This is a genomic window from Coriobacteriia bacterium, assembly GCA_031292615.1.
In the GTDB taxonomy this organism is placed as follows: domain Bacteria; phylum Actinomycetota; class Coriobacteriia; order Anaerosomatales; family JAAXUF01; genus JARLGT01.
This window is the reverse complement of record JARLGT010000071.1, coordinates 25,996-48,692: the sequence shown is the minus strand read 5'-3', so window position 1 is coordinate 48,692 and position 22,697 is coordinate 25,996. Positions and strand designations below refer to the sequence as shown.

28 protein-coding genes are annotated in these 22,697 nt (G+C 67.1%); 17 read left to right on the top strand and 11 right to left on the bottom strand.

The annotated features are described in order from the left end of the window. Nucleotides 1-157: 157 nt before the first annotated feature. Entirely contained in the window at nt 158-625 is a 468-nt protein-coding gene (locus tag P4L93_06445; protein ID MDR3686575.1) for a DNA-3-methyladenine glycosylase I, read from the bottom strand. Nucleotides 626-732: 107 nt separating this feature from the next. Continuing rightward, nucleotides 733-1,209: a GNAT family N-acetyltransferase gene (locus tag P4L93_06440; GenBank protein MDR3686574.1), complete on the bottom strand. Its 477-nt coding sequence runs from the start codon at nt 1,207-1,209 to the stop codon at nt 733-735. Between the two features lie 279 nt (nt 1,210-1,488). Here P4L93_06440 and P4L93_06435 point away from each other — a divergent pair, with 279 nt between their 5' ends. From P4L93_06435 to P4L93_06410, 6 genes are all read left to right on the top strand, one after another. Continuing rightward, on the top strand, nt 1,489-1,890 hold the full coding sequence (locus tag P4L93_06435) for a VOC family protein (protein MDR3686573.1): 402 nt from the start codon (nt 1,489-1,491) through the stop codon (nt 1,888-1,890). Nucleotides 1,891-2,042: 152 nt separating this feature from the next. Next, complete coding sequence (locus P4L93_06430) at nt 2,043-3,050, top strand: ATP-binding cassette domain-containing protein (GenBank protein MDR3686572.1); 1,008 nt, start codon at nt 2,043-2,045, stop codon at nt 3,048-3,050. Beyond that, nucleotides 3,050-3,880, top strand: coding sequence for an ABC transporter permease (locus P4L93_06425; GenBank protein ID MDR3686571.1), 831 nt, complete (start codon nt 3,050-3,052; stop codon nt 3,878-3,880). The genes P4L93_06430 and P4L93_06425 overlap by 1 nt, the downstream gene beginning before the upstream one ends. Nucleotides 3,881-3,883: 3 nt before the next feature. Then, complete coding sequence (locus P4L93_06420) at nt 3,884-5,131, top strand: MFS transporter (GenBank protein MDR3686570.1); 1,248 nt, start codon at nt 3,884-3,886, stop codon at nt 5,129-5,131. Nucleotides 5,132-5,147: 16 nt separating this feature from the next. Then, nucleotides 5,148-6,458 carry a histidine kinase gene (locus P4L93_06415; GenBank protein ID MDR3686569.1) on the top strand — a complete coding sequence of 437 codons (1,311 nt, stop codon included), beginning with the start codon at nt 5,148-5,150 and terminating at the stop codon, nt 6,456-6,458. Further along, the gene (locus tag P4L93_06410) at nt 6,455-7,126 is read left to right on the top strand and encodes a response regulator transcription factor (protein MDR3686568.1); all 672 of its coding nucleotides are present in this window, start codon (nt 6,455-6,457) and stop codon (nt 7,124-7,126) included. Before P4L93_06415 ends, P4L93_06410 begins: the two co-directional genes overlap by 4 nt. Before the next feature lie 30 nt (nt 7,127-7,156). Here the strand turns inward: P4L93_06410 and P4L93_06405 are convergent, their stop codons facing one another. The 3 genes from P4L93_06405 to P4L93_06395 all read right to left on the bottom strand — a co-directional run bounded on the left by P4L93_06405 (nt 7,157) and on the right by P4L93_06395 (nt 9,395). Beyond that, on the bottom strand, nt 7,157-7,558 hold the full coding sequence (locus P4L93_06405; GenBank protein ID MDR3686567.1) for a hypothetical protein: 402 nt from the start codon (nt 7,556-7,558) through the stop codon (nt 7,157-7,159). Between the two features lie 166 nt (nt 7,559-7,724). Beyond that, nucleotides 7,725-8,324 carry a pentapeptide repeat-containing protein gene (locus P4L93_06400; GenBank protein MDR3686566.1) on the bottom strand — a complete coding sequence of 200 codons (600 nt, stop codon included), beginning with the start codon at nt 8,322-8,324 and terminating at the stop codon, nt 7,725-7,727. 216 nt (nt 8,325-8,540) lie between these two features. Continuing rightward, nucleotides 8,541-9,395, bottom strand: coding sequence for an alpha/beta hydrolase (locus P4L93_06395; protein ID MDR3686565.1), 855 nt, complete (start codon nt 9,393-9,395; stop codon nt 8,541-8,543). Nucleotides 9,396-9,625: 230 nt separating this feature from the next. Here P4L93_06395 and P4L93_06390 point away from each other — a divergent pair, with 230 nt between their 5' ends. The 4 genes from P4L93_06390 to P4L93_06375 all read left to right on the top strand — a co-directional run bounded on the left by P4L93_06390 (nt 9,626) and on the right by P4L93_06375 (nt 12,350). After that, nucleotides 9,626-10,213 carry a TetR/AcrR family transcriptional regulator gene (locus P4L93_06390; GenBank protein ID MDR3686564.1) on the top strand — a complete coding sequence of 196 codons (588 nt, stop codon included), beginning with the start codon at nt 9,626-9,628 and terminating at the stop codon, nt 10,211-10,213. A gap of 156 nt (nt 10,214-10,369) precedes the next feature. Beyond that, nucleotides 10,370-11,149, top strand: a complete 780-nt coding sequence (locus P4L93_06385) for an ABC transporter ATP-binding protein (GenBank protein MDR3686563.1) — start codon at nt 10,370-10,372, stop codon at nt 11,147-11,149. After that, nucleotides 11,146-11,562: a hypothetical protein gene (locus P4L93_06380; protein ID MDR3686562.1), complete on the top strand. Its 417-nt coding sequence runs from the start codon at nt 11,146-11,148 to the stop codon at nt 11,560-11,562. The genes P4L93_06385 and P4L93_06380 overlap by 4 nt, the downstream gene beginning before the upstream one ends. After that, the gene (locus tag P4L93_06375) at nt 11,559-12,350 is read left to right on the top strand and encodes an ABC transporter permease (protein ID MDR3686561.1); all 792 of its coding nucleotides are present in this window, start codon (nt 11,559-11,561) and stop codon (nt 12,348-12,350) included. Before P4L93_06380 ends, P4L93_06375 begins: the two co-directional genes overlap by 4 nt. A 51-nt stretch (nt 12,351-12,401) precedes the next feature. Here P4L93_06375 and P4L93_06370 read toward each other — a convergent pair whose 3' ends face one another. Then, complete coding sequence (locus P4L93_06370; protein ID MDR3686560.1) at nt 12,402-12,998, bottom strand: adenylyltransferase/cytidyltransferase family protein; 597 nt, start codon at nt 12,996-12,998, stop codon at nt 12,402-12,404. A 190-nt stretch (nt 12,999-13,188) separates the two neighbouring features. Here P4L93_06370 and P4L93_06365 point away from each other — a divergent pair, with 190 nt between their 5' ends. The 3 genes from P4L93_06365 to P4L93_06355 all read left to right on the top strand — a co-directional run bounded on the left by P4L93_06365 (nt 13,189) and on the right by P4L93_06355 (nt 15,058). Beyond that, nucleotides 13,189-13,806 carry a GyrI-like domain-containing protein gene (locus P4L93_06365; protein ID MDR3686559.1) on the top strand — a complete coding sequence of 206 codons (618 nt, stop codon included), beginning with the start codon at nt 13,189-13,191 and terminating at the stop codon, nt 13,804-13,806. A 98-nt stretch (nt 13,807-13,904) separates the two neighbouring features. Further along, nucleotides 13,905-14,294, top strand: a complete 390-nt coding sequence (locus P4L93_06360; protein ID MDR3686558.1) for an SRPBCC domain-containing protein — start codon at nt 13,905-13,907, stop codon at nt 14,292-14,294. Between the two features lie 71 nt (nt 14,295-14,365). Further along, nucleotides 14,366-15,058: an aspartate/glutamate racemase family protein gene (locus tag P4L93_06355; protein MDR3686557.1), complete on the top strand. Its 693-nt coding sequence runs from the start codon at nt 14,366-14,368 to the stop codon at nt 15,056-15,058. 12 nt (nt 15,059-15,070) lie between these two features. Here P4L93_06355 and P4L93_06350 read toward each other — a convergent pair whose 3' ends face one another. Genes P4L93_06350 through P4L93_06340 form a run of 3 tightly spaced genes read right to left on the bottom strand, consistent with a single transcriptional unit; the run spans nt 15,071 to nt 17,252 of the window. After that, complete coding sequence (locus P4L93_06350; protein MDR3686556.1) at nt 15,071-16,009, bottom strand: NAD-dependent epimerase/dehydratase family protein; 939 nt, start codon at nt 16,007-16,009, stop codon at nt 15,071-15,073. 33 nt (nt 16,010-16,042) lie between these two features. Beyond that, nucleotides 16,043-16,720 carry an NAD(P)H-dependent oxidoreductase gene (locus tag P4L93_06345; protein MDR3686555.1) on the bottom strand — a complete coding sequence of 226 codons (678 nt, stop codon included), beginning with the start codon at nt 16,718-16,720 and terminating at the stop codon, nt 16,043-16,045. Then, nucleotides 16,698-17,252, bottom strand: a complete 555-nt coding sequence (locus P4L93_06340) for an NAD(P)H-dependent oxidoreductase (GenBank protein MDR3686554.1) — start codon at nt 17,250-17,252, stop codon at nt 16,698-16,700. The genes P4L93_06345 and P4L93_06340 overlap by 23 nt, the downstream gene beginning before the upstream one ends. 188 nt (nt 17,253-17,440) lie before the next feature. Here P4L93_06340 and P4L93_06335 point away from each other — a divergent pair, with 188 nt between their 5' ends. Continuing rightward, the gene (locus tag P4L93_06335; GenBank protein MDR3686553.1) at nt 17,441-18,097 is read left to right on the top strand and encodes a TetR/AcrR family transcriptional regulator C-terminal domain-containing protein; all 657 of its coding nucleotides are present in this window, start codon (nt 17,441-17,443) and stop codon (nt 18,095-18,097) included. A gap of 22 nt (nt 18,098-18,119) precedes the next feature. Here P4L93_06335 and P4L93_06330 read toward each other — a convergent pair whose 3' ends face one another. Then, nucleotides 18,120-19,454: a PKD domain-containing protein gene (locus P4L93_06330; GenBank protein ID MDR3686552.1), complete on the bottom strand. Its 1,335-nt coding sequence runs from the start codon at nt 19,452-19,454 to the stop codon at nt 18,120-18,122. Between the two features lie 179 nt (nt 19,455-19,633). On the opposite strand from P4L93_06330, the gene P4L93_06325 reads away from it, so the two are divergent. Then, on the top strand, nt 19,634-20,419 hold the full coding sequence (locus P4L93_06325) for a VOC family protein (GenBank protein ID MDR3686551.1): 786 nt from the start codon (nt 19,634-19,636) through the stop codon (nt 20,417-20,419). Between the two features lie 132 nt (nt 20,420-20,551). Beyond that, on the top strand, nt 20,552-21,031 hold the full coding sequence (locus P4L93_06320) for a DinB family protein (protein ID MDR3686550.1): 480 nt from the start codon (nt 20,552-20,554) through the stop codon (nt 21,029-21,031). A gap of 77 nt (nt 21,032-21,108) precedes the next feature. Here the strand turns inward: P4L93_06320 and P4L93_06315 are convergent, their stop codons facing one another. Beyond that, nucleotides 21,109-21,759 (bottom strand): flavodoxin family protein, encoded by a 651-nt coding sequence (locus P4L93_06315; protein ID MDR3686549.1) that lies wholly within the window; start codon nt 21,757-21,759, stop codon nt 21,109-21,111. A 119-nt stretch (nt 21,760-21,878) separates the two neighbouring features. Here P4L93_06315 and P4L93_06310 point away from each other — a divergent pair, with 119 nt between their 5' ends. Continuing rightward, complete coding sequence (locus P4L93_06310; GenBank protein MDR3686548.1) at nt 21,879-22,691, top strand: fused MFS/spermidine synthase; 813 nt, start codon at nt 21,879-21,881, stop codon at nt 22,689-22,691. The last annotated feature ends 6 nt before the right edge of the window (nt 22,692-22,697 follow it).

The following is a 22,697-nucleotide window of genomic DNA, read 5'->3' as shown; positions in this document are numbered from 1 at the left end:
TCGAGCAGCACCGGGTCGTCGGTGGTGACGAGCGCGAGACGTGCGGGCATGCGGTCTCCTCGGCGGCTGGGGGTGCGCGGTAGGCAGTCGCCGCCAAGGATATCAGCGCAGCGCGCTGGGAACGCTGGCCGGATCCAGCACCTCGGACCTTCGCCCCTCACCGCCCGTGAGGGTGCTCGCCGCCGAAGTGTGCCTTGGCCCATGCCTCTTGCGCCGGGTAGTTGAAGTTCACTCCGAACAGGAAGAAGTGGGCGACCGACTCGCCTAGGAAGGCGAAGCGCTTGTGCAGGTCCTTGATGAGCAGGTCGTTGTCGCTAAACGACGCCAGGTACTTGTCGACGCCGCCGAACTCGCGATCGACGTTGATCAGCTCGCCGGTGTTGCGGACGATCGCCTCGATCTTCTTGCGGTTGCGGATGATGCGCGTGTCGGTCATCAGGCGGTCGACATCGGCGGGCGTGTAGCCAGCGACCGTTAGCGGCTCGAAGTCGTCGAATGCCGCGCGGATCCCGTCCCACTTGGCGTCGATGACCTTCCAGTTGATGCCGGACACGAAGACCGCTCGGGCCATCGAGGCCACGTAGTCGGCGAGGGTGAGCTCGGTGGTTATCGGCTGCCAGTTCACGGTGACTCCTCGGCTCGGGTGCAAGGGCATGCGTGTTTCGTACCCGCCTACGGCTCGGAACCCCGCCGAGACACCTAGCGCGCCCAACCAACCCCCGGATGCGAGCCCTACCGCTGTGCGAGCACGACTGACGTCTCAACCTGACGCTCGGGGATGTCCCAGTAGCGCTTCAGCAGTCGCTCGGTCTCCTCGCGGCTGGTGACACGAAAGCCGTGCTTCTCGTAAAACGCGATCGCCCAGTCCGCTGCCGCCCACGTGCCGATGAGCACCGACTTGTCGGTCTTCGCGAGCAGCGAGCGCAACAATCGTCCACCCACGCCCCCGCGCTGCGCATGCGGCGACACGTACGCATGCCGGATGAGTGTGACGTCGTCGACGTCCTGCACGCCCATCACGCCCAGCAACTCGCCGTCGGACTCGTAGCCCCAGAACCGCACTTCAGCGGCGATCTCGCTCGCCAGATACTCCGCCGAGAAGTACGGGTCGTGCCAGCGGTCCGCCGGAATGACGCCGCGGTAGCGCTGCGCGGCATCGTTGATGATCGCCAGGACGGCGTCGTGCTCGTCGGCGCGAATCGGGCGGATGCCGCGCCGGCCATCGGCGGCGCCGACGCCGACGCCGATGGCAGCACCCGCCGCAGCACCTCGCGCGGCGGGTTGTGCACCAGCGTCCGCGCGTGGGCCGGCGAAGCTGCGGGCCTTGGGCGTCGAGCATTCTCGGGAGTTGTCGCACATGCGAGCAGGATAGCGCGACAGCGCTGCTCGGCGGACAGCCGGTGCCTGCATTCCGTCTCCGTGTGCTGGTGGGTAGGTACCTCCTGCACGCGGTCACACAGGACCGCGAACGATGAGGAAGCGAGGTGCGTGATGGCAGGTCTCAGTAGTTATCCAGCGGTGGCCGTGTTGCGGGCCGACAATCTGGACCGGGCGACCAAGTTCTACACCGAGGTGCTCGGCTTCGCACTGGACGCGGCGCAAAGCGGCAACGGCGTAGCGATCATCTCGGCGGGTATGGGTTCGCAACTCTCGCTCTACGAGCGCCCTGGCATGCCCGCGCCCGCCAACACGACGCTGGCCATCCCGGTGCCCCCCGCCGCGTTCGACTCCACCGTCACCGAGATGCGCGGTCGCGGCGTCGTGTTCGAGGAGTACGACATCCCCGAGATGGGGCTGAAGACCGTCAACGGCGTCGCCGACACGGGCAGCACCAAGTCGGCGTGGTTCAAGGACACCGAGGGCAACATCCTGAACCTGGTCTCGATGTAGCGCCGGCGCCACGCGCCAAGCAAAGGGCGGTCCTGTGGGGCCGTCTTTCGCGTTCTTCTCCCCCGGTACCAGCGCAACTCTCTCCCCCGGAGCGATGTGCCGGCCCTCGGCGAGCGGCACGATGGGACTGTCATCCACGGAAGGACAGTCACATGCCAATCATCGAGGTCGACAACCTCACCCGGCGCTTCGGCGAGTTCACCGCCGCCGACGCCGTCTCGCTCTCGGTCGAGTCCGGAGAGATCTACGGGTTCCTCGGCCCCAACGGCGCAGGGAAGTCGACCACCATCAACATGCTGTGCACGCTGCTCAAGCCCTCGGCGGGTAGCGCGTCTATCAACGGACACGACCTCGAGCGCGAGCAGCATGAGGTGCGCCGCTCGATCGGACTCGTGTTCCAGGACCCCACGCTCGACGAGCGCCTCTCGGCGTGGCAGAACATGAAGTTCCACGCGATGCTCTACTCCATGCCGGCCGCGGAGTTCGAGCCGCGTGCTCGCGAGCTGCTCGCGATGGTCGACCTCGCCGACAAGGCCACCGCTCCGGTCGCCAAGTTCTCCGGCGGGATGAAGCGGCGTCTCGAGATCGCCATCGGGCTGCTGCACCGCCCCAAGGTGCTGTTCCTCGACGAGCCCACCATCGGCCTGGACCCGCAAACGCGCCGCCGCATCTGGGAGTACGTCAACGCGGTGCGCGAGACCGAGGGCCTGACCGTCTTCCTCACCACCCACTACATGGACGAGGCCGAGATCTGCGACCGCATCGCCGTCATCGACCACGGCAGCATCGACGCGTGCGACTCGCCCAGCACGTTGAAGAGCGCCATCGGTCGCGACCGCGTGAAGTTGTGGACCGACGGCAACGACATGCACGACGCCGCCGCGCTGCGCCTCGCCGAGATGGGCGCGACCGTGCTGCCCGACCGCGTAGACGGCGCGCTGGCGCTCGAGGTGGCCAACGGCGATCGCTTCGTGCCCGAGGCGATTCGCGCGCTGGACGCCGCGCTGGGCACCGGCTGCGTCTCGGCGATCTCGCTGGAGCACCCAACGCTCGACGACGTATTCGTCCAGCTGACCGGCCGAGCCATCCGCGACGAAGGCCCGAGTGCGAGCGACTCGATGCGCGCAGCTATGCAGGCGCATGGAAGGGGTGGCCACTAATGACGGGCTTCTCGGATTTGATGGCTGGGGCGTACACGGTCTGGTACCGCGACGTACTCGGCTTGTTGAAGGACCGCTCGCGAGTGATCGGGACCGTGGTCATGACAGCGATCATGATCATCGGGTTGGGCTTCGGCTTGGGCGGCTTGATCGGCAAGGTGGGCGCCAGCGGAGGCGGCCCGATGGGCGGCATGAGCGTTCCCGGCGTGCCCTTTGTGCAGTTCATCTTCCCGGCGATGCTGGCGATGACGGTGCTGACAACGGCGATGCAGTCGACCATGTCGATGGTGTACGACCGTGAGTTCGGGTTCATGCGCAAGATCCTGGTCGCGCCGGTGTCGCGCACGTCTGTGGCGCTGGGCAAGGTTGCCGGCGGCATGACTATCGCACTCATACAAACGCTGTTGATGCTGCTCGTGGCGCCGTTCATCGGCATCCACTTCTCGTTCGACTCGACGCTGCTGGTGCTGCTCGTGCTTCTGGTACTCTCAGCGACCGTCACTTCGCTCGGCGTGCTCGTCGCGTCGCGGCAGACATCGCAGCAAGGATTCATGCTCGTGAACATGCTCGTGATGATGCCGATCATGATGCTCTCGCTGGGCTCGTTTCTCCCGTCGTTCGGGAGCGGAATGATGGCCTCGGCGTTCAGAATCGTCTCGCAACTCAACCCGGTCACATACGGCATCGATGCGCTGCGACAGGCGATGTTGGGCGCTGCGATGCCCGCGAGCCTGGTGCTGCACTCAATAGTGCTCGACATGCTGGTGCTGTGCGTACTGTTCGTAGCGTTCCTCGTGCCTGGCGTCCGACTCTTCGCAAAGCAGGACTAGACAATGATCTCGCTCGCGAAGGTCCGCTCGAAGCTGCCGCTGATCATCATGCTGGCAATCGGCTTCCTGAGCACGATTAGCATGACGATCGTGCTGCCCGTGCTGCCCTTCATCATCCAGAACCACGTGCACGACGCGAAGAACGTGGCGCTGTGGGTGGGCGTGCTCGAGGCGGTGTTCTCGGCATGTGCGCTTTTCTCGGGGCCGCTGCTGGGTGCACTGTCCGACCGCATCGGCCGCAAGCCCGTGCTGGTTGTCAGCCTGCTGGGATCGGCCGCGGGCTACGTGCTCTTCGGCCTCGCGGGCGGCCTCGGCATCCTTTTGGTGTCGCGCATCATCGACGGCATCACCGCAGGTGACCGAGCCGTCAGCATGGCCTACCTCGCCGACATCACCCCTCCTGAGGAGCGCGCGGCGCAGTTCGGGCTCGCGGGAGCCGTGGGCGGCATAGGCTTCATGTTCGGCCCGGCCGTCGGCGGCCTGCTCGCGCAGTTCGGCTACTCCGTGCCGGTGTTCGTCGCGGCAGCAATCACCGTACTCATCGCGCTGATCTCGATGTTCGTGCTCCCCGAGACCATCACCGCCGAGAAACGCGCCGCGAAGCTCGAGGTCGAGAGCCCGCACCTGCTTCAGACGATCCGCGACGCGTTCGACCATCCCGACTTGCGCCCGCTCCTCTTCGCACTCACCCTCGCCGCGGTCCCGTTCGGATTCTTCGCGCTGAACGCCTCGGTTCTCGCGAAGGACGCGATTGCGTGGGGCCCGACGCAGATCGGCTTGCTCGTCTCAGTGATCGGCATCCTCGACATCGTCATCCAAGGCGGCCTCGTCCGGTTCCTCGTCCCGAGGATCGGCGAGCACCGCGTCGCGATCGGGGGGCTCTTGGGCCAGGTCGTCGGTTGTGGACTGCTCGCGCTCGTGGGGTCGTTCCTGCCTCTCCCGATCGTCTTCATCGTCGGCGTGCTGCTGTTCGGCGCTGCCGAGGGCGGGACGACCGCCGCCGTGCAAGGGCTCATCTCCCGCTCGGTCCCCGACGACGAGCAGGGCGCGCTCGCCGGCGGCCTGGGCTCGATCCAGTCGCTGATGGGGATGCTCGTTCCGCTTCTAGGCGGCTGGGCGTACTCGCGCCTCGGCGAGTCGGTGCCGTACGCGCTTGGCGTGTTGTTCCTGCTGTCCGCGATTGCCCTGATCTGGCCGCTGCTGGGCAGGGCAAGCTCGATGCCGCCCAAGCCCGAAAGCGCTGTAGCGTAATCTTGAGGACACGATGATGAACGATCACCCCAAACCCAGCCGAGCCGAACGCCGCGCACTGCGTGACGCCCAGCACCGCGCCAAGCACGAGGCCGACCGAGAGTCCGTGATAGACCGGCTTGAGAACCTGGCGACCGACGACGACATCGACAATCTCGTCTTGGAGGGGCGTCAGGATCACCGCGATATTGGGAGCGCCATCGCGCTTGCCGTACTCGCGGTCATCCAGATCGCCATCGTCCGCTCGCTCGCGTCGTACCCTGCGATCGCGACCCAGCTGCATCTGCAGCTCCATCCCGGGCTCTGGCCGTACGTGGCTGCGGTCGCCTGCTTCCTCCCTCTGATGTACCGGCGCCGCTACCCCGGTCCCGTCTTGCTCGCAACGGCCATCTTCACCGGCCTGTATCTCGCCATGCCGTGGCCACCAGCCATCGTCATCCTCGCGCCGATGACCGCACTGTTCACGGTCTCCGAGCGCTACGGCGGCCGCCGAGCAGTGCCGATCGGCATCGTGCTGGGCGCCATCGTGCTTGGTGTCTCGGCGATGACCGTGTCGGTCTCCTACACGGTGGCGCAGGTCGTCGCGATCCTCGCGCTGCTGGCACTCTCGGCGGCGCTTGGGCATACGGCGCAGACTCGCCGAGAGCTCTTCGTGGAGGTCAAGCGCAAGCGCGAGGAGGAGTCGCTTCGCCGCGTTGAGGAGGAGCGCCTGCGCATCGCCCGCGACGTGCACGACATCATGGCGCACTCGCTGACGCTCATGACGCTGCAAGCCGACGCCGGATCGACCACCGTCGACGACGCCGAGAAGTCGCGCGCCGCGTTTACCGTGATTGGGGATACCGGCCGAGCCACCCTGCGCGACCTGCGCTCGATGCTCTCGGTGCTCGCCGGCGACTCGGGCGACGACTCGCCGCGCCAACCCGTGCCGGACCTGGGAGAGCTCGACACGCTGGTGCGCTCGGTGCGTGAGACCGGCCTCGATGTGGCGCTGGCAACGAGCGGCGACTTTGAGTCGGTGCCCAGCGCGGTGGCCGTCTCGGCGTACCGTATCGTGCAGGAGGCGCTCACCAACGTGGTGCGTCACGCGCACGCCGAGCACGCGACCGTGCGCGTGGACGTGAAAGACGACAAGCTGGCACTGCTCGTGATCGACGACGGCGCTGGTGCAGCCGCCGGCGCTGCGGCGAGCGCGGGCACGGGTCGCGGGCTTATCGGCATGCGCGAGCGGGTCGACGTGCTCGGCGGTACGATCTCGGCTGGGCCGGGCGAAAGCGGCGGCTTCGAAGTGCGGGCAACCATCCCGCTGACGAGGAGCAAGCGGTGACGATTCGAGTAGGCATCGCCGACGACCAGGAACTCATTCGCGCCGGGCTTCGCGCGCTCGTGGAGGCTGGCGGCGACATCGAGGTCGTGGGCGAGGCTGCCAACGGCGAGGAAGCCGTGGCTCTGGCACGGACGACGCCACTCGACGTGCTGCTGATGGACATCCGGATGCCGGTCATGGACGGCATCGAGGCGACCGTGGCGATTGCGGCCGAGTTCGGTGAGGCCGGACCGCGCATCGTGATCCTGACCACATTCGACACCGACGAGTACGTCTACGAAGCGCTACGCGCCGGTGCAAGCGGCTTCCTACTCAAGGACGCCGGCCCTGCTCGGCTGCTCGACGCGATTCGCGTCGTGGCCCGCGGCGATGCGCTGCTCGACCCGCTCGTGACTCGCAGGCTGATCGCGCACTTCACGCAGCGTGCGGACGTGCTGCGCGCGCACCCGGAGGCGCTCGCGTCGCTCACCGAGCGCGAGCTCGAGGTGCTGCGGCTGGTCGCCGAGGGGCTCTCCAACGACGAGATTGCAAGGCAGCTGGTGGTCTCGGAGTCGACCTCGAAGAAGCACGTGAGCAACGTGATGCTCAAGTTGGACGCCCGCGATCGCGCCCAACTTGTGGTCATGGCGTTCCAGAGCCGCTTGGTCGTGCCGAGCGACGTGGAGTAGTGCGCGACCGCGCCGGACTCCGGCGACCCGCTACTTCGCGCCGAGCTTCAGGCCCTTCGCCAGCTGTGAGTGGCAGTCCTCGTAAAACGCCTTCTTGTGGCATGTCGAGCAGTGCTCGACCGGCCGAGCAACCCGCTCGGGGATGCCCTCATCGGTGAGGTCCTTGGACTCGGCGGTTGCGATGCCGAACTCCTTGAGCGACTCGGCGGCGGCTGCGGCATGTCCGCCGGGGAGCCAACCGGCGGCGCGGCGACTCGCCGGCGTGAGATCGAAACCAGGAGTGTGGCAGGTGGCGCACTCGCCAGGCGCGTCGTGCTTGCCCTCGAGGGCGTGGCAGCGGAAACACGCGTCCATCTGCAGGAAATCGGCGTGCTTCTCGTTGCCTGCGAGCTTGAGCGTCAGCCCAAGACGATCAGCCAGACGCCGGTCCACATGATGGCGCGCGGACGAGACTTCGGGTTGCGAAAGACGGCGAACATCCCGGCGCGCTTCTTCACGGATTCCCCCACGCTAGGCAGATCTGCTCTTTGCGCGGGTGCGAATCGCGTCTGGTGTCTCTTTCGCCGAGAGGTCAGGGAGTTCCTTCCAGCCGCGTCCCCTACTCGGCTGGGTCGAAGACGCGCACGCCGAGATCCTCGACCAGCGAGACGGCTTGGCGGGAGGTCAGGATGACGCCGTAGGGGCCTCGACGCAGGTCGAGCCCGCGGATGCGCGAGCCGCTCAGGTCGGTGCCGCGCGTGGTCGCGCTGCTCCAGTCGGCGTCAGTAAGGTCGCACTCGACCAAGCTCGCGTTGGCGAGGTCGGCTCCAGTGAAGTCGCACTCGCGCATCGAGCAGCCGGTGAACTCGACGCCCGCTAGATCGGCGGCGCGGAAGAGCGCGTAGTCGAGGTTAGTGCGCACGAACGTCGCTGCGTCGAAGCGGGCGCCGCGGCCGAAGTCAAGGCCCATCATCTTGCACTCCACGATGGTGGCCGCGAAGAAGCTGATGCCCTGGACGCCGGCGCCCGCGAACTCGCATGCGCGCACGGTCGAGGTGTTGAAGCGGGCATCGGCAAGCAGGCAGTCGCGAAACGAGCACTCCTCGATCACGCGGTCGGAGAAGTCGTAGCCGGCGAGGCGCAGCCCCTCAAACGAGAGTCCGCGAAGCTCGGACTCCTCAGCGAGGCTGGCGAGATCGGATTGCGCGAGCTGCTTCACGAGTTGGTGCCCCATCCATGTGGCGGTGCCGGTCGGTCACCCGATTCTAGCGCGACTCGAGCCCAGACAAAGTTGGATCCCGCGAGGCGGTGACCTCCGGGATCCGTGGCCATCCCCGGGCGAGCGGTTCAGGCAGGTGGAGTGTAGCAGGTGGAGCGGCTTGCCGCCCCCGGGGGCACCGGCGCGAGGGGGGACGCGCCGGTGCTTGGAGGGAGGTCAGCCATGGACGGGCTCGGTCGCCGGTGCGTACTCCTTGATGAAGGCCAAGGCGCACTCGGCGACGTCCTGCCATCCGTGATCGATAACGAGTGAGTGACCGCGGTCCGGAATCTGCCGGATCTCGGTCTCGCCAGGATTGCGCAGCTGACGCTGGTACGCCGCGCTCACCACGGCCCACGGCACCGTGTTGTCCTTCTCACCCGAGATCAGCAAGATCGGCCCGCGATCGGGATTTGTGGTGTCGACGCGGTCCTCGGTCCACGGGTTGATGTTCGCGAACGCCGCCGAGAACAGCGGCCGTCCGGAACCAGGAACGTGGAACTCTTCGAAGAGCTCTCGCGCTTCTCTCTCGTCGAGTTCGTTGGCCCAGCCGTACTTGAACTGGTCGAAGCTCAGCGAGACGGCTCTCGCGTAGTTGGCCGGGTTGTTGAGCACCGCCGCCGAGCTCTTCAGCGACGAGGCGGGCACCGGCAGCACGCCTCTGAACGGCGCCGGATCGATGGCCACGGTGGCCGCCGAGAGCCCCTCGCCCGCGAGTTCCTCGGCAAGCATGCCACCGAAGGAGTGGCCCACAAGAACGGGCTCGATCGTAAGAGCGCGAATCGCCTCGGCGTAGTGGGCGGCGATGATCTTCAGCGACGTCTTGGCGAACACCTCGGGGTGCTCGCGTGCCTCGGCAACGGTGTCGGGGTCGTCGGGCCAACCCGGTGCGATGGTGGTGTAGCCGTGCCGCTCGTAGAGTTCGCGCCACCGGTCCCAGCTGCTGGGCAGCAGCCACAGGCCATGCACGAAGACGACAGGTTGCAGACCCGAATCGTTCGCGCGCTCGATCTCCTGCAACTCGGTGGGCATAAGCGGCATCCTGGCGACCCCCATGTATTTCGGTAGCTAGACTGGCTTCGTCACTTTTACTTAGCCCATACTAAGCGATTCGAAACCTGCGGGTGCGCGTGCCCCGCAGTCGACCTTCCTCCCCTCGCGCCAGGTGCCGGTTGTCGCGCCTCGCACGCCCTTGCACGCGGTTTGTCGGGAGCCTAGTCTGACTGACAGTCAGTCACACACTCTCTCGCTTGGAGTCCCACATGCCCCGCGTCGTCGATCGTGCCGCCAGACGGACCGAGCTGGCCTCGGCTGCCTCTCGCGTCTTCGCCGAGCACGGCGTCTCCAACACGTCGGTAAGCGACATCGTGAAAGCGGCGGGTGTAGCGCAGGGCACCTTCTACCTGTACTTCGACTCCAAGGACGACGTTGTGCTCGCCGTGGTCGAGCAGCTGGTCGACCGGATGGCCTCGGCGATCGAGGCCGCATCCGCGGCGGGCAACGCCTCGGCGGTGGAGCGGATGCTGGGCTTGGGCGACGTGCTGTCGAGTTTCGAGCGCGACCCAGGCGCCGACGAGCTGATCGATCTCCTCCATCACGCGGATAACCGCGCCCTGCACGACCGCCTCGCCGAGAACCTCGTCCCGCGCCTTATCCCGCTGGTCGAAGCGATCGTCGAGCAAGGCGTCGTCGAGGGCTCGTTTCGCGTCGACGACACGCGCGCAGCCGCCTGGTTCGTCCTCGGCGGGCTGCAGAGCGCGGAGCTCGCTGGCACTCCGGCCGCCGAGATGCCGGCGGCGCTTGCGGTCGCCACGAAGCTCGCGCTCAGGGCGCTGGGCTACGAGGCGTAGCGCGCATCTGGCCCGTGGGCCGCGCCTGCACCGTTGTGGGAGACGAGGGCGCAATCGCCTCGCGAGCATGGACTCCAGTGACGGGCGTGTTATTATGACTGACAGTCAGTCATAACTACCCGTCGCGCAGATACCGTCTGCAATGGAGCGCCACCTGTGACAACCTCCCCCGCCATCGCCACCCACTCGCTCACCAAGCGCTACCACGACCTTCTCGCCGTCGACTCGCTCGACCTCGACGTCCGGCGCGGCGAGATCTACGGCTTCCTGGGCCGCAACGGTGCGGGCAAGACGACGACCATCCGCATGCTGCTGGGCCTGATTCGACCGTCCGGCGGCGAGGTCGAGGTGCTGGGCCGGCGCGTTGTGCCCGGCGAGACCAGCGTCTTTGGTCGCGTCGGCTACCTGGTGGAGTCCGCGACCGCCTACCCCAACCTGACGGTACGCGAGAACCTCGACATCCAGCGCCGCCTCACCGGCGCGCCTCTCACCTCGATCGCACAGACGCTCGCGCTGCTGCGCCTCGAGTCGTACGCCGACCGCCGAGCCGCACAGCTGTCACTCGGCAACAAGCAGCGCCTCGCGCTCGCTCGCGCGCTGCTGCACTCGCCCGACCTGCTCGTGCTCGACGAGCCCGCCAACGCGCTGGACCCGGCGGGCATCGTCGAGATCCGGGAGCTGCTGCGCGCCCTCGCCGACGAGCGCGGCGTGACCGTCTTCATGAGCAGCCACATCCTCGCCGAGGTCGCGCACCTGGCCGACCGTATCGGCATCGTTCACGGGGGACGGCTGCTTGAGGAGTGTTCGCGCGACGAGCTGGCGGCTAAGGCGCGCTCGTTCACCGCCGAGGCGCTGACCGAGCAGGAGCGCGCGGACGCGGCGTTGACGATGGACCTCGAGCGCTACTTCCTCTGGCGAACCGGAGGCATGGGATGAAGCTGGACAAGCTGGACTTCGTGCGTCTGACGTATTGGCTGGGCGCAATCGTCGACGCGCTGGCGGCGGTGCAGCTGCTGCTGCCGACGGGCACGACGCTGCTCGGATTCCCGGGGCTGCGCGCACCGGGCGCGGCCGGGCAACCGGCGATCATCGCGGCGGTGCTCATGCTCGGCTTCAGCGCGATTCTGGTGTGGGCACATCTGCGCACGCGGGAACGCCGAGGAGTGCTTGCGATCACGCTCGCAGTCATCCTCGCGCTCGCCGCGAACAACATCGCTCTCGGCACGACCGGCACGCTCCCTTGGGCGCAGCTCGTGCCGCCGCTCGTAATCCAGGCTGTGCTGGCGACGCTGTTCGCGTCCTCGCTCGTCGCAGCCCGCGCCGCCGCAATCGAGCGAGGTGTCGCATGATGAACGGGTTCTCGACAGCGCTCAGCACGGAGTTCCTCAAGCTGCGACGTAGCAAGGTGACGTGGGGCACGTTCGCCGCGCTCTCAATGGGACCGCTGGCGCTGGCACTGTTCATGTGGATCGTGCGCGAGCCTGGCCGTGCTGCGCAACTCGGCCTCCTGGGGACGAAGGCCAATTTGTCGGGGCTCACCGCGACGTGGCCGTCGTACGCCTCGTTTCTCACGCTTGTCATCGGGATGGGTGGGATGCTGGTTCTCTCGTTCATCGTCGCCTACATCTTCGGGCGCGAGTACGCCGAGGGGACCGAGAAGAACCTGCTCGCGCTGCCGGTCGCGCGCCACTGGATCGTGGTGGCGAAGTTCGTGGTGGCGGCGGTGTGGTGGGTCGTTCTCGTGCTGGCCGTGGTCACCGAGGGGCTGATCGTTGGGCTCGCGCTGGGACTGCCGGGGTTCTCGGCGGGAATCGCGATGGGGCTGGTCGGCAACTCGCTGCTTGCGGCGGGAATCGCATTCCTGCTGGTGCCCGTGGTGGGGTGGATCACCACACTTGGGCGCGGGTACATGCCCCCGCTCGCGTTCGCGCTGGCCGCGCTGGCGCTGGGCAACGTCTTCGGCAAGACCGGATGGGCCGAGTGGTTCCCGTGGTCGATCATCCCGCTGCTGATCGGCGCGGTGGGACAGCCGGTCGCGGGGCTTCCCGCTGGCAGCTACCTGGTGCTGGCCGCGACGTTCGCGGCAGGTGTCGCGGCAACGATCGCCCAGGTGCGCTGGGCCGACAACGCGCAGTAGCGCGGCGTCCGCGAGCGAGAGGAGACGCCGCGGCGCGGCAGGCGCGACCAATCACGAGCGCGTCCCGCAGCCAGCTGCTTGGCCGCGCGGCAGCCCGCCGAGCCTCTCGACGACGCGCACGGTGCCTGCCGGCAGGAAGGCGCGCCAGTCGCCGTCCTCGGCGAGCAGCGCCCGGACCTGCGTGGCGGTTATCGACTTGGACCGCCCGGCGTCGATCTGCACCACCTCGTAGCCGTGAGCGCGTAGCTCGGCGGCCTTGCGCTCCTCCCACTCCGAGAAGAACCGCATGAAGTGGGTAACCGTCCCCGGCTTGGGGATGTAGTACGGCCACTGCTCGGGGTCGAGCACGTGAAACGGGACGAAAGCGATGCGCGACAGGTCCACGCCTTCGTCGACCAGGCTCTCGCGGATCATCAACTGGCGCTCGTTGTACGAGAACGGGTTGGCCTCACGCAAATGACGGTGGTCGCTTTCCTCGGCGGCCACGAACTGGCTGGCGTCGGGGTTCGTGATCCCGATGACCAGCTGATCGCAGCGCTCCAGTGCGTGCAGGACATAGCTCAGGTGCTCGAGGTGGAACAGCTGAAAGCGCCCGTGCACCATGCCGGTGGAGACCGTCGCGCCGGTTGTCTCGGGTGCTGCGCCCATCGGATTCCTCTCGGCCTAGACGACTCTCGGCATTGTAGGACGTTGTGGTCGGGCGCGGCAGCAGCGCGTCTCGGGGCACATACCCTGTACGCGCGGCCGTCGCTGTTCGCCGCAAAGCTGTACACTCGCCAACCCGGCCCGCTCGGCGAATGACGCCAGCGAATGGCCGCCACACCTTAGGAGAACCCCCGTGTCTGCATCCGACGACCGTCAGCCCGCATCGCTTCGCAAGCCCACGGCGAGGACGCCGCAGATCGTCAAGGTGCCGACGACGCGCTTCTTGATGATCGACGGCACCGGCGACATCGGCAGCGAAGCGCATCGCGAGGCAGTCACCGCGCTCTACGGCCTCGCCTACCCCGTGAAGTTCGCGGCGCGCAAGAAGCTGCACCTGAGCTACAAGGTCGCCGAGCTCGAGGGCCTCTACTGGCACGACGGGGACTCCACGGGATTCAACCCCGCCGACCGCCGCGCGCTAGCTTGGACGCTCATGATCTCTATCCCGGACGAAGTCACCGCGGAGTTCGTCGAGGAAGTCCGCGCTAAGGTCGCGACCAAGAAGGACATCGCGCGCCTGGCCGATGTCCGCGTGCAGACGTTCTCGGAGGGCAAGTCGGTGCAGATCTTGCACGTCGGCCCGTATGCCCAAGAGGCGCCGACCATCGCACGACTGGTCGCGTGGGCCGCCAACGGCCACTTCGAACTCACGGGTCGCCACCACGAGATCTATCTCGGCGACCCAAACCGCGCGACCGCCGAGAAGCTCAAGACGATCGTGCGCTACCCGGTCCGCAAGGTGAAGAAGTAGGCGGACGCGAGACTCGGCGGCAGCGGGCCGAGAAGTGCCGGCGTCGGTTGCAGCTACGCGGGGGTAGTAACTTCCAAACCCCTCGGCGAGGAGCAGCCATGGACATCAGCAAGTCCTACTTCATCGACGCGCCCGCCGAGAAGGTCTGGGCCGCCCTCACGCAGCCCACAGTGATCGACAGCTGGGGCGGCGGCCCGTCCGTCATGGCTGCCGAGCCGGGCTTCGAGTTCACCCTCTGGGGCGGCGACGTTCACGGCACCGTGCTTGAGGTCGACGCAGGCAGGCTTCTTGTCGAGGAGTGGTACAGCGGTGAGTGGCCTTCGCCGTCGATTGCGCGCTTCATCGTGCGCGCCGAGCCCGACGGCGGTACGCGACTCGCGCTGCTCCACACCGGCGTTCCCGACGACGAGGCGGCTGACATCGACATCGGCTGGGGCGAGTACTACCTGGGGCCCATTCAGACGCTGCTTGAAGCGACCCCCGCCTAGCAACGACGCGGGCGCACAACTCCGCCGCGCTATCATCAACGTATCGTCCCGCTGCCAGAGGAGATCCTCGCATGAAGCGAATCGCACTGCTCGGCGGGATGAGCTGGGAGTCGTCGATCGAGTACGAGCGCGTCATCAACACCGCGGTGCGCGAGCGGCTGGGCGGGGCGCACTCGGCGGATCTGCTCGTGCGCAGCTACGACTTCGATGCGATCGAGTCGATGCAGCAGCACGGCGAGTGGGACGCGATGGGCGAGTTGCTCGCAGGCGACGCGCGACGGCTCCAAGACGCAGGCGGCGAGTTGCTCGTCATCTGCACCAACACCATGCACGTTCTCGCGCCTCAGATCGAGGCCGCAATCGACATCCCGCTCCTACACATCGCCGACGCCACCGCCGACGCCGTCCACGCCGCCGGGATTCGCACGGTTGCACTGCTCGGCACGCGCTACACGATGGAGATGGGCTTCTATCGCGATCGACTCGCCGAGACCGGCATCACCGCGCTCATCCCCGACGAGCCCGACCGCACCTTGGTGCACGACGTCATCTACGACGAGCTGGTTCGCGGCATCGTCTCGCCCGAGTCGCGCGCCGAGTACCTGCGCATAATCGAGGAACTGGTGGAGCGTGGCGCCGAGGGCGTCGTGTCAGGCTGCACCGAGATCGAGCTGCTGGTGCGCGAAAGCGACCTGGACGTCCCGCTGTTCCCTACCGCGAAATTGCACGCGCTGGCGGCTGTCGACGCGGCGCTCGCCGAGTAGCTCGGCGCGGCTTTACGCCCGCGCTCGGAACCACTCCACGGTCTCTCGCATGCCCTCGTCGAGCGGTGTTGCGATCAGCCCGAACTCGCGCTCGATCGCACTCGAGTCGACCACAAACGGCTGGGTGAACTCGTAGAGCATCTCGAGCGACTCGCGCGCCACAGGCATGAACAGCGCGCCGATGCGCATCGTCGTTGGGCCGATCGCGCCCACTCTTTCTGGCTTGCCAGCGGCGGCGAACGCGCGCGCAATCGTCGCACGGCCCGTGCGAGCCGGCGCGTGGGGCAGGTTCCACACGCGCCCGAACGCCGCGTCGCTCGTGCCGAGCACCGCGAGCGCCCTGCCTACGTCGACGATGTAGGCGTAGGAGTGCGGCACGTCGGCGCTGCCCACGAGCGAGACCTTCTTGCCGGCGATCAGCGGCTCGAAGATCATCGCGCCCATCGCCGAACTCGTCACACCAGGCCCGTAGTAGTCGGCGGCTCGGCCGGTCGCGATCTCCAACTCGCCAGTCTCCGACAACGCTCGCAGCTCCTCGGCCATCGCGGCGCGCGTCGCGCCCTTGCGCGAGTTGGGCCGCATCGGCAGGTCCTCGGTCATCGGCCCGTCGACCAGCCCCAGCCCGTACAGGTTCTCCAGCGACACGTAGCGCGCGCCCACCGCTCTGGCCGCCGAGACAACGCCGCGTTGCAGCGGCGGGAAGAGCTCCGGCCAGCGGTGATACGCGGGGTTGAGACACTGGTAGACCACGCTGGCACCATCGGCGGCTTTGGTCGCAGCGGCGGCATCGGTGGCATCTGCGACGGCGACGACCTCGCACTCGGCGGGCAGGAACTCGTTGCGCGCACCAGAGCGATTCACGGCCCGCACGCGACAGCCGGCCTCTACGAGCGAAGCTGCCGTGCGCGAACCGGCCGGGCCGGTCCCGAAGACTACGTGAAGGTCCGACATGGCGGCTCCCTGATCGACGTCGGGCGAAGCGGGCTATCGAGCAGCCGGGGCGTAAGGAGCGTTGAAGCGCCGGTCCCACGCGCCGTTCTTCTTCAGCTGGCCGGTCCAGTAGAACTGCCCCACCGGCAGCTTGAGCGCCAGCGCCATCGCTGGCGCCGTGACCGCCGAGAACCGCTCGTTCCCTGCGACGCGCGCGAGCGTCTGCGGGTCGAAGCGGTCGTCGCTCTTCAGCTGCCCGCCGAGCTCGGCGAGCTGCGTGAACAGGCCGCGCAACGCCTCGTCGGGCATCATCTGGAGCGACTCGCCGCCGCCTCGCACGATTGTTCCCGCGTAGGCACAGCCCAAGCGCACGGTGAGTTTGGCCAAGTAGCGCTCCAGACCGCGCGAGTGCAGCGGCTCCATGAACCCGGACTGCACGAGGAAGCCCATCCGCGGGTTGTCGCTGCGCCCAACGCGCGGCTCCAGCGCCTCGATGAACTCGGCGACAAGGCCGGGCATCGAGTCGGTGTAGAGCGGCATGCCGAGCAGGACGGTTTCGGCGCTGGCGAACTGCGCGACCGCTCGCTCGAAGTCGGCGCGCTTGGCGAGATGCAGCACGAGTGGATCGGCGCCACCTGCGACCTGCCAGCCCTCGGCGACGCGTGCCATCATCCGCATCGAGTTGGAGCGAGGGCCTCTCGGCGAGCCATTAAGCAACAGCAGCGAGTTCATCTGCGGCCTCCTTTGCCGATGTGGTCGGCGCGATGGTGGTAAACGCGATCGACGACTTCATGTTGCGCGCCATCCGCGCCCACAGGTGCGAGGTGATCTCGAGGTCCTCCGCGTCGGCGTCGGCCCCCGGCGCGAGCAGCAGCCCCATCAGCGGGTAGCGGGCGTAGCGGGCGCGATGGTGCATCTCGCCGTGCTCGATCACGATGTACGGGTGGACGAGCGGAATCATCTGGTCGGCGGCCCGCTTGAGCAGCGAGCTGGTGAATCCCATGCGCATGGGCGCCGCCATCACCGCCACGTCGCTGTTGACGAACGCTCGGCACACCCGGGCGCTACCGTCGTCCTTCACGCACTCGCCGGGTGTCTTGACCCAGCAGCCCCAGCATCCCGAGCAACCCTTGAGCTCCAGATCGCGCAGGTCGAGGCGCGTGACCTCGTGGCCGTTGGCGACAAGCTGCGCGGCGTACTCGCCCACGTAGCCATCGAACGCGCTGGTCGCGTCGGGTTCACCGTTCAGGATCGTGATACGCATAACGACCTCCCTCCCGTTGGCGGCTTCGCAGGAACATCTCGCTCCGGCTCAGCCCGCCGCCTTGGTTCTACGCTGTAGAACATGACATACCCGCATTCTACGATGTAGAATCAGAGTGTCAAGTAGGAGGTGCGCACCGGCCGCCCGCATTGAGCGCCACGACCCGACCCCACGCCGAGGAGCCCCGCATGACCGCCGCACGCAAGAAGTCGCCCGAGACCCCGCTCAGCCGAGAGCGCATCGTGAGTACGGCACTCGCGCTGGTCGATCGCGAGGGACTCTCGGCGCTCTCGATGCGACGCCTAGGCGCTGAGCTGGGCGTGGACCCGATGGCGGTCTACTACCACATCCCCAACAAAGACGCCCTGCTCGACGCGATCGTCGAGGCCGTCATGGCCGACATCGACCTGACCGTCGACATCCCGTCCGACCCCGCCGAGGAGCGCATCGTGTGCGCGGCACGCGCCTATCGCGACACCATGCTCGCCCACGTCAACGCGCTACCGATCGTGCTGTCTCGCGGTCCGCGCACGCCGGGGGCCATGCGTCCGGTAGAGCTGCTGATCGGCATCCTTCGCGACGCCGGACTACCGCCGTCACAGGCGATGGCCGGCATGAACGCGATTGCGGCCACCGTGCGCGGCACCATCGCGATGGTCGCCGATGATGCAGCGGCGCCGCCGCAGCCCGAGGAGCTCGCGGCGCTGGCAGCCGAGTTCCCGCCCGAGGAGTTCCCGCACCTGCTCGAGGCCGCCGCCTGCCCCAGCGACTTCCTCAACGAGGACTTCGAGTTCGGAGTGCGCGCGCTTTCGCGAGGGCTGCTCGGCAGCGTCGAGAGGCAGTAGCTCCCGGCGCCAGGCTCGCGAGCTACTTGCGAACGACGACCTTCAGCCGAGACACGCCCGTCACTCCGAGGTCGCTACGCACCTTCACCACGAGCGTGTACGTGCCTTTGCGCGCGTAGGTGTGCTTGAGCAGGAAGCGCTTGTACCTGGAGAACGACAGCCGCTTTGTTCCGTGACCGTCGCCATAGTTGACGGTCGCCGTCCACGTCTTGGCTGCCGAGTCCGAGAATCGACCCCAGCGCGAGAAGGCGTGTTTCGCTCGCGAGCGGACAGCCGAGCCCAAGCTCACGATTGGCGGGAGGGGCTTGGCTGCGGCGGGGGGCTGCGGAAGCGCCGCCGTGCCTGTTGTCTCAACAACCTCGAAGTCGCTGCCTTTGACCTGCGAGATCGCGTGCAACGCGTCGTCGTTCCAACGTGAGTCCGGCGCGCCGCTCACGTACCACGCGCTGCCATTGTCCGCCACGATCATGCCGTACCTCTTGAGCGCCCGCAGGATGACCTGGACCTCCGCTGGAAAGCCGGAGACGTCGTAGTTCGCCTTGAGGCGGACGCGCAGGCCCATCGGCGGAAGGCTCGGGTCGGTCGACGAGCTGGCGTAGTGCGTCGCCGGATACACGTACGCGCGCTGGGTTCTCGGCACGGTGAATCGCAGGGCGTGGGTGATCTCGCCAGCTTGGACTTCGTCGTAGCGGACGAGCCCGGGCAGGATGGGTAGGCCAGCCGCATCGGCCGAGGTCCAGCCGTCGGGGCGCAGCGCATTGCTGTCGAGATGCCAGATCGCGCCGGAGCCCGCCGTCCACGAGCCCGTAGCAGCATCGTAGTGCGCGTCGTAGACCTCGTAGAGGATGTGATTGTCGACGTCGAGCGTCAGCACGTGGCGATCGCCGTCGCTGCTCGCTCCGCCTTCGATGGGAGCGCCGAGCGGTATCGGATAGGGACCGGGATCGCTCTCGTCGGCGTAGTAGAAGGTGATGGGCACCTTGGGCTGAGTGCCGCGCACTACCACGTACGGGATGCCGATTGGCGCGCCGTCCCACACCGTGCCGAAGTCCGGGTGCAGGCCGGTGCTAAGACCGATGCTTGCAAGATACGCGGCCGAGTTGCGCTCGACCGGCAGCGCCGAGATGTCGGTATTCCACGAGTTGTCGGCCGGAAAGAGCTGAAAACCGATGGGGGCGCCGGGCCCGGTTGGCGGAACCATCGCAACGGCCGAGCCGGTTGGGGTCGCCGAGGCCTGGCTTGGCGCCACGCCCGTCATCATGGCGAGCGTCGCGCACGCGCACATCGCCAACCCGAGAGAGAAGGCCAGGATGCGCGGCGCGCGTCGGGTAGCTTGCTCGGTCGTTCGGCGCATCATCGGGTCACAGCCTCCTCTTCCTCGTTCTCGGCATCGGTGCGCACAGGCAGTATCTTGACCCATCGCGCGGCGGCGCATGTGACCTCGGATACATGAGTCGGACGGGCGTCGCCCATGGCAGCCACGGCCCCAAGCCGGGTAGGAACACTCGGCACGCACCGATGACGGGAGGCACGGATATGGAGCGCACGAAACCCGGCTCGCTGAACTGGGTGGACCTGGGCGCGTCGGACATCGAAGGCCAGACGGTGTTTTACGAGGGACTATTCGGGTGGACTCACACCGACGTCCCATTCGACCAAGGCCCCGTGTACAAGATTTACGCGCTGGACGGCAAGACGGTCGCGGGCGGAACGCAGATTAATCCCGCCGCTGCCGCAGCAGGCGCACCCACGGCGTGGAACACATACATCCGCGCCGACGATGTCGATGCGACTGCAAAGGTGGCCCAGGAGCTTGGCGGCCAGATAGTCATGCCGACCATGGACGTGCCGGGCCAAGGTCGCATCGTGGGCATCGCCGACCCGACCGGCGCGACGTTCTTCTTGTGGAAGCCCCTCCAGCCAGACGCCACGACGCAATACATGGAGGCTGGCACGTACGGATGGGCGCAGCTCAACACGCGCGACCCGCAAACTGCTGTCGAGTTCTACGAGAAGCTTTTCGGCTGGGAGCTGGTGCTCATCGACTGGGATCCCACGCATCCCTACTGGCAGGTGCTCGTCGATGGCGAGGGGCAAGCCGGAATCGCGCCCATGCCCGAGGCAGTCCCCGCTAGCATGCCGGCATTCTGGCGGCCCAACTTCATGACGGCAGACATCGACGTGTCGATCACGCGAGTGATCGAGCTGGGCGGCACCATCATCTCGCCCAAGGCCGTCATCCCCGGTCGACTTGCCACTGCGGAGGTCCGCGACCCGGCCGGGGCCATGTTTACGTTGCTCCAGCCGTACGGCCAGATGTAGCGGCGAGCGCCACCGCTCAGACAGCTCCGCCCCGATGGCTCGGCACATTCGCCGGGCCATCGCCGCGCTCGCGCTCGCGCTATCATCGAGTTCGAAACACATCGCACCAGCCGCTGCCGACGAGGAGTCCCCATGGCCGAGACCCGCTCCACTTCAGATCTGCTCGCCGCTTACGTTGTCGGCGCCGAAGTGCTGCGCTGGTCGATTGCCGGTCTTGAGGCCGAGGCGCTTCGAGCCCGACCGATCCCGGGGAAGATGAGCTCGCTGGAGGTCGTGGCGCACATCGTCGACTCCGACCAGTTCATGTGCGACCGGCTCAAGCGCACGATCGCCACGGAGCGCCCGCTCCTCGTTGGCGTCGAGTCTGCCGACTACCCCGAGCCTCTGCGCTATCACGAGCGCGATCCCGACCTCGATATCCATCTGCTCGAGGTGCAGCGCGAGCAGATGGCCGCCGATCTCGCTCGGCTCGCTCCCGAGGCGTGGACGCGTGTCGCGATCCACTCCGAGATCGGCGCCGTTAGCCTGCTCGACCTGTTCGAGCACGCCGTCGACCACCTCGAGTCGCACGTGGCAACCATCGCCGAGAAGCGAGCGGCGCTGGGGCTGTAGCGCCAACGTCGATTCACACCGCGGATTGGAGTTGCGCGCGTCGCGCACGCGTCGATTCGTGCGCACGACGCCGCCTTTCAGTCGTCCGACAAGTCCCTGCCACGCGCGTCGAGTTCGAGCAGGTTGGTTGGGCAAGGGTTCTCGGCGAGCACGCCAGCCATCCAGACGAGGTTGTGCGCCATGTAGAGCGCCGTGCGGTTGGTGTAGCGGTGACGGTCTCCGTGCGCCTCGATGTAGCTCGGGCCCGGCCCCGCGTCGCCAACCCAGTAGCTGTCGACGTTCGGTGGGATCGTGCAGCCGAGGTGCGTGAGATTGAAGAGTGTGTTCGCGCAGATGTCGTGCGCCCCGTCCTCGTTGCCGGTCACGATGCACCCCGCCACCTTGCCGTAGAGCGGGTACTGCCCGGTGACGGAGTCGCCCTGACGGTAGGTGCCGTCGAGGCGCTCGATGGCCATCTGGCACACGCTGCCGCGCACGCCGAACCAGATCGGCGTTGCAACCACGAGGATGTCGCACGCACGAATCCGCTCCAGGACGACTGGCCATTCGTCGCCGTCGCCCATGTCCGACTCGACGCCGAACAGCACGTTGTAGTCGACGACCCTGACGGTCTCGGTGGTCGCACCCAACTCCTCCATGAATCCGGCGACCTTGTCGACGAGAGCTTGGGTGTTGCTGATCTCAGGGGACTTCTTCAGGGTGCAGTTGAGGAACAGCGCGTGCGGCATGGCGACTCCTGGGCAATCGGGGACAGCAGTGCGTATGTGCCCCGATTCACCGCGATGGACGTGGGCAATCCGCAGCGTATGGCGATCACCCAGGCCCTGCCTTGGCGTACCATCAGCGCATGTATGAGCACATCTCGCCCTTCCATCGGCTCGCCGTCACCGACAACAACGGTGTCCGGCTGCTGAAGTTCGAGCGCAACCAGCAGTCGTCGATGCGGCTCGACGACCCCTTCGACACCGACATCGAGTACGTCGCATACTTCCACATCGCACTGGCCATCCAGCCAGCCGCCACGCGAGTCCTTGTGCTCGGCCTGGGTGGTGGTACGGTGGTCAAACGCATGTGGCGCGACTATCCCGAGATGCGCATCGATGCCGTCGAAATCGATGCCGAGGTCGCCTTCGAGCTGTTCGAGCTGCCGCGCGACGAGCGCATCGCGGTGTTCGTGGGCGACGGGCGCGAGTACGTGCGCACCACCATCGAGACCTACGACATCATCATCGTCGACGCCTTCGACGACGATCACGTCCCGCCACACCTGCTTACCGAAGAGTTCCTGCGCGAACTGCGCGATCGCCTCGCCGAGAAAGGCGTCGTGGCGTTCAACCTCATCGGCAGCGTTCACGGCGAGCACAGCAAGCCCTTTCGCAGCTTCCACCGGACGATCTCCAACGTGTGGCGCAACGTCTGGATGTTCCCCGTGGGGCTGTGGGCCAACGGCCCGATCCAGCTCGCCTACGGCTGCAACATCGTGCTCTTCGCCTCTGACGTCGAGCTCTCCGCCGAGGAGCTCTTGGTCCGAATCGCCAAGCGCGTCGATGGACGTGTCAGCGTGAAGAGCTTTGCGTTGCTCGGCAAGGATCTGTATCAGGGACAGATTCGCAGCGGAGACGTAGGGCTACTGCTCGATCCGCCGAGTCGGCGTCGATAGCGCGTA

Excerpts from the sequence above, each read along its gene's own strand:
- P4L93_06430 (MDR3686572.1), top strand. The coding sequence starts at position 2,043 with ATGCCAATCATCGAGGTCGACAACCTCACCCGGCGCTTCGGCGAGTTC.
- P4L93_06425 (MDR3686571.1), top strand. The coding sequence starts at position 3,050 with ATGACGGGCTTCTCGGATTTGATGGCTGGGGCGTACACGGTCTGGTAC.
- P4L93_06420 (MDR3686570.1), top strand. The coding sequence starts at position 3,884 with ATGATCTCGCTCGCGAAGGTCCGCTCGAAGCTGCCGCTGATCATCATG.
- P4L93_06415 (MDR3686569.1), top strand. The coding sequence starts at position 5,148 with ATGAACGATCACCCCAAACCCAGCCGAGCCGAACGCCGCGCACTGCGT.
- P4L93_06395 (MDR3686565.1), bottom strand. The coding sequence starts at position 9,395 with ATGCCCACCGAGTTGCAGGAGATCGAGCGCGCGAACGATTCGGGTCTG.
- P4L93_06390 (MDR3686564.1), top strand. The coding sequence starts at position 9,626 with ATGCCCCGCGTCGTCGATCGTGCCGCCAGACGGACCGAGCTGGCCTCG.
- P4L93_06380 (MDR3686562.1), top strand. The coding sequence starts at position 11,146 with ATGAAGCTGGACAAGCTGGACTTCGTGCGTCTGACGTATTGGCTGGGC.
- P4L93_06375 (MDR3686561.1), top strand. The coding sequence starts at position 11,559 with ATGATGAACGGGTTCTCGACAGCGCTCAGCACGGAGTTCCTCAAGCTG.
- P4L93_06370 (MDR3686560.1), bottom strand. The coding sequence starts at position 12,998 with ATGGGCGCAGCACCCGAGACAACCGGCGCGACGGTCTCCACCGGCATG.
- P4L93_06360 (MDR3686558.1), top strand. The coding sequence starts at position 13,905 with ATGGACATCAGCAAGTCCTACTTCATCGACGCGCCCGCCGAGAAGGTC.
- P4L93_06355 (MDR3686557.1), top strand. The coding sequence starts at position 14,366 with ATGAAGCGAATCGCACTGCTCGGCGGGATGAGCTGGGAGTCGTCGATC.
- P4L93_06350 (MDR3686556.1), bottom strand. The coding sequence starts at position 16,009 with ATGTCGGACCTTCACGTAGTCTTCGGGACCGGCCCGGCCGGTTCGCGC.
- P4L93_06345 (MDR3686555.1), bottom strand. The coding sequence starts at position 16,720 with ATGAACTCGCTGCTGTTGCTTAATGGCTCGCCGAGAGGCCCTCGCTCC.
- P4L93_06340 (MDR3686554.1), bottom strand. The coding sequence starts at position 17,252 with ATGCGTATCACGATCCTGAACGGTGAACCCGACGCGACCAGCGCGTTC.
- P4L93_06335 (MDR3686553.1), top strand. The coding sequence starts at position 17,441 with ATGACCGCCGCACGCAAGAAGTCGCCCGAGACCCCGCTCAGCCGAGAG.
- P4L93_06330 (MDR3686552.1), bottom strand. The coding sequence starts at position 19,454 with ATGATGCGCCGAACGACCGAGCAAGCTACCCGACGCGCGCCGCGCATC.
- P4L93_06325 (MDR3686551.1), top strand. The coding sequence starts at position 19,634 with ATGGAGCGCACGAAACCCGGCTCGCTGAACTGGGTGGACCTGGGCGCG.
- P4L93_06320 (MDR3686550.1), top strand. The coding sequence starts at position 20,552 with ATGGCCGAGACCCGCTCCACTTCAGATCTGCTCGCCGCTTACGTTGTC.
- P4L93_06315 (MDR3686549.1), bottom strand. The coding sequence starts at position 21,759 with ATGCCGCACGCGCTGTTCCTCAACTGCACCCTGAAGAAGTCCCCTGAG.
- P4L93_06310 (MDR3686548.1), top strand. The coding sequence starts at position 21,879 with ATGTATGAGCACATCTCGCCCTTCCATCGGCTCGCCGTCACCGACAAC.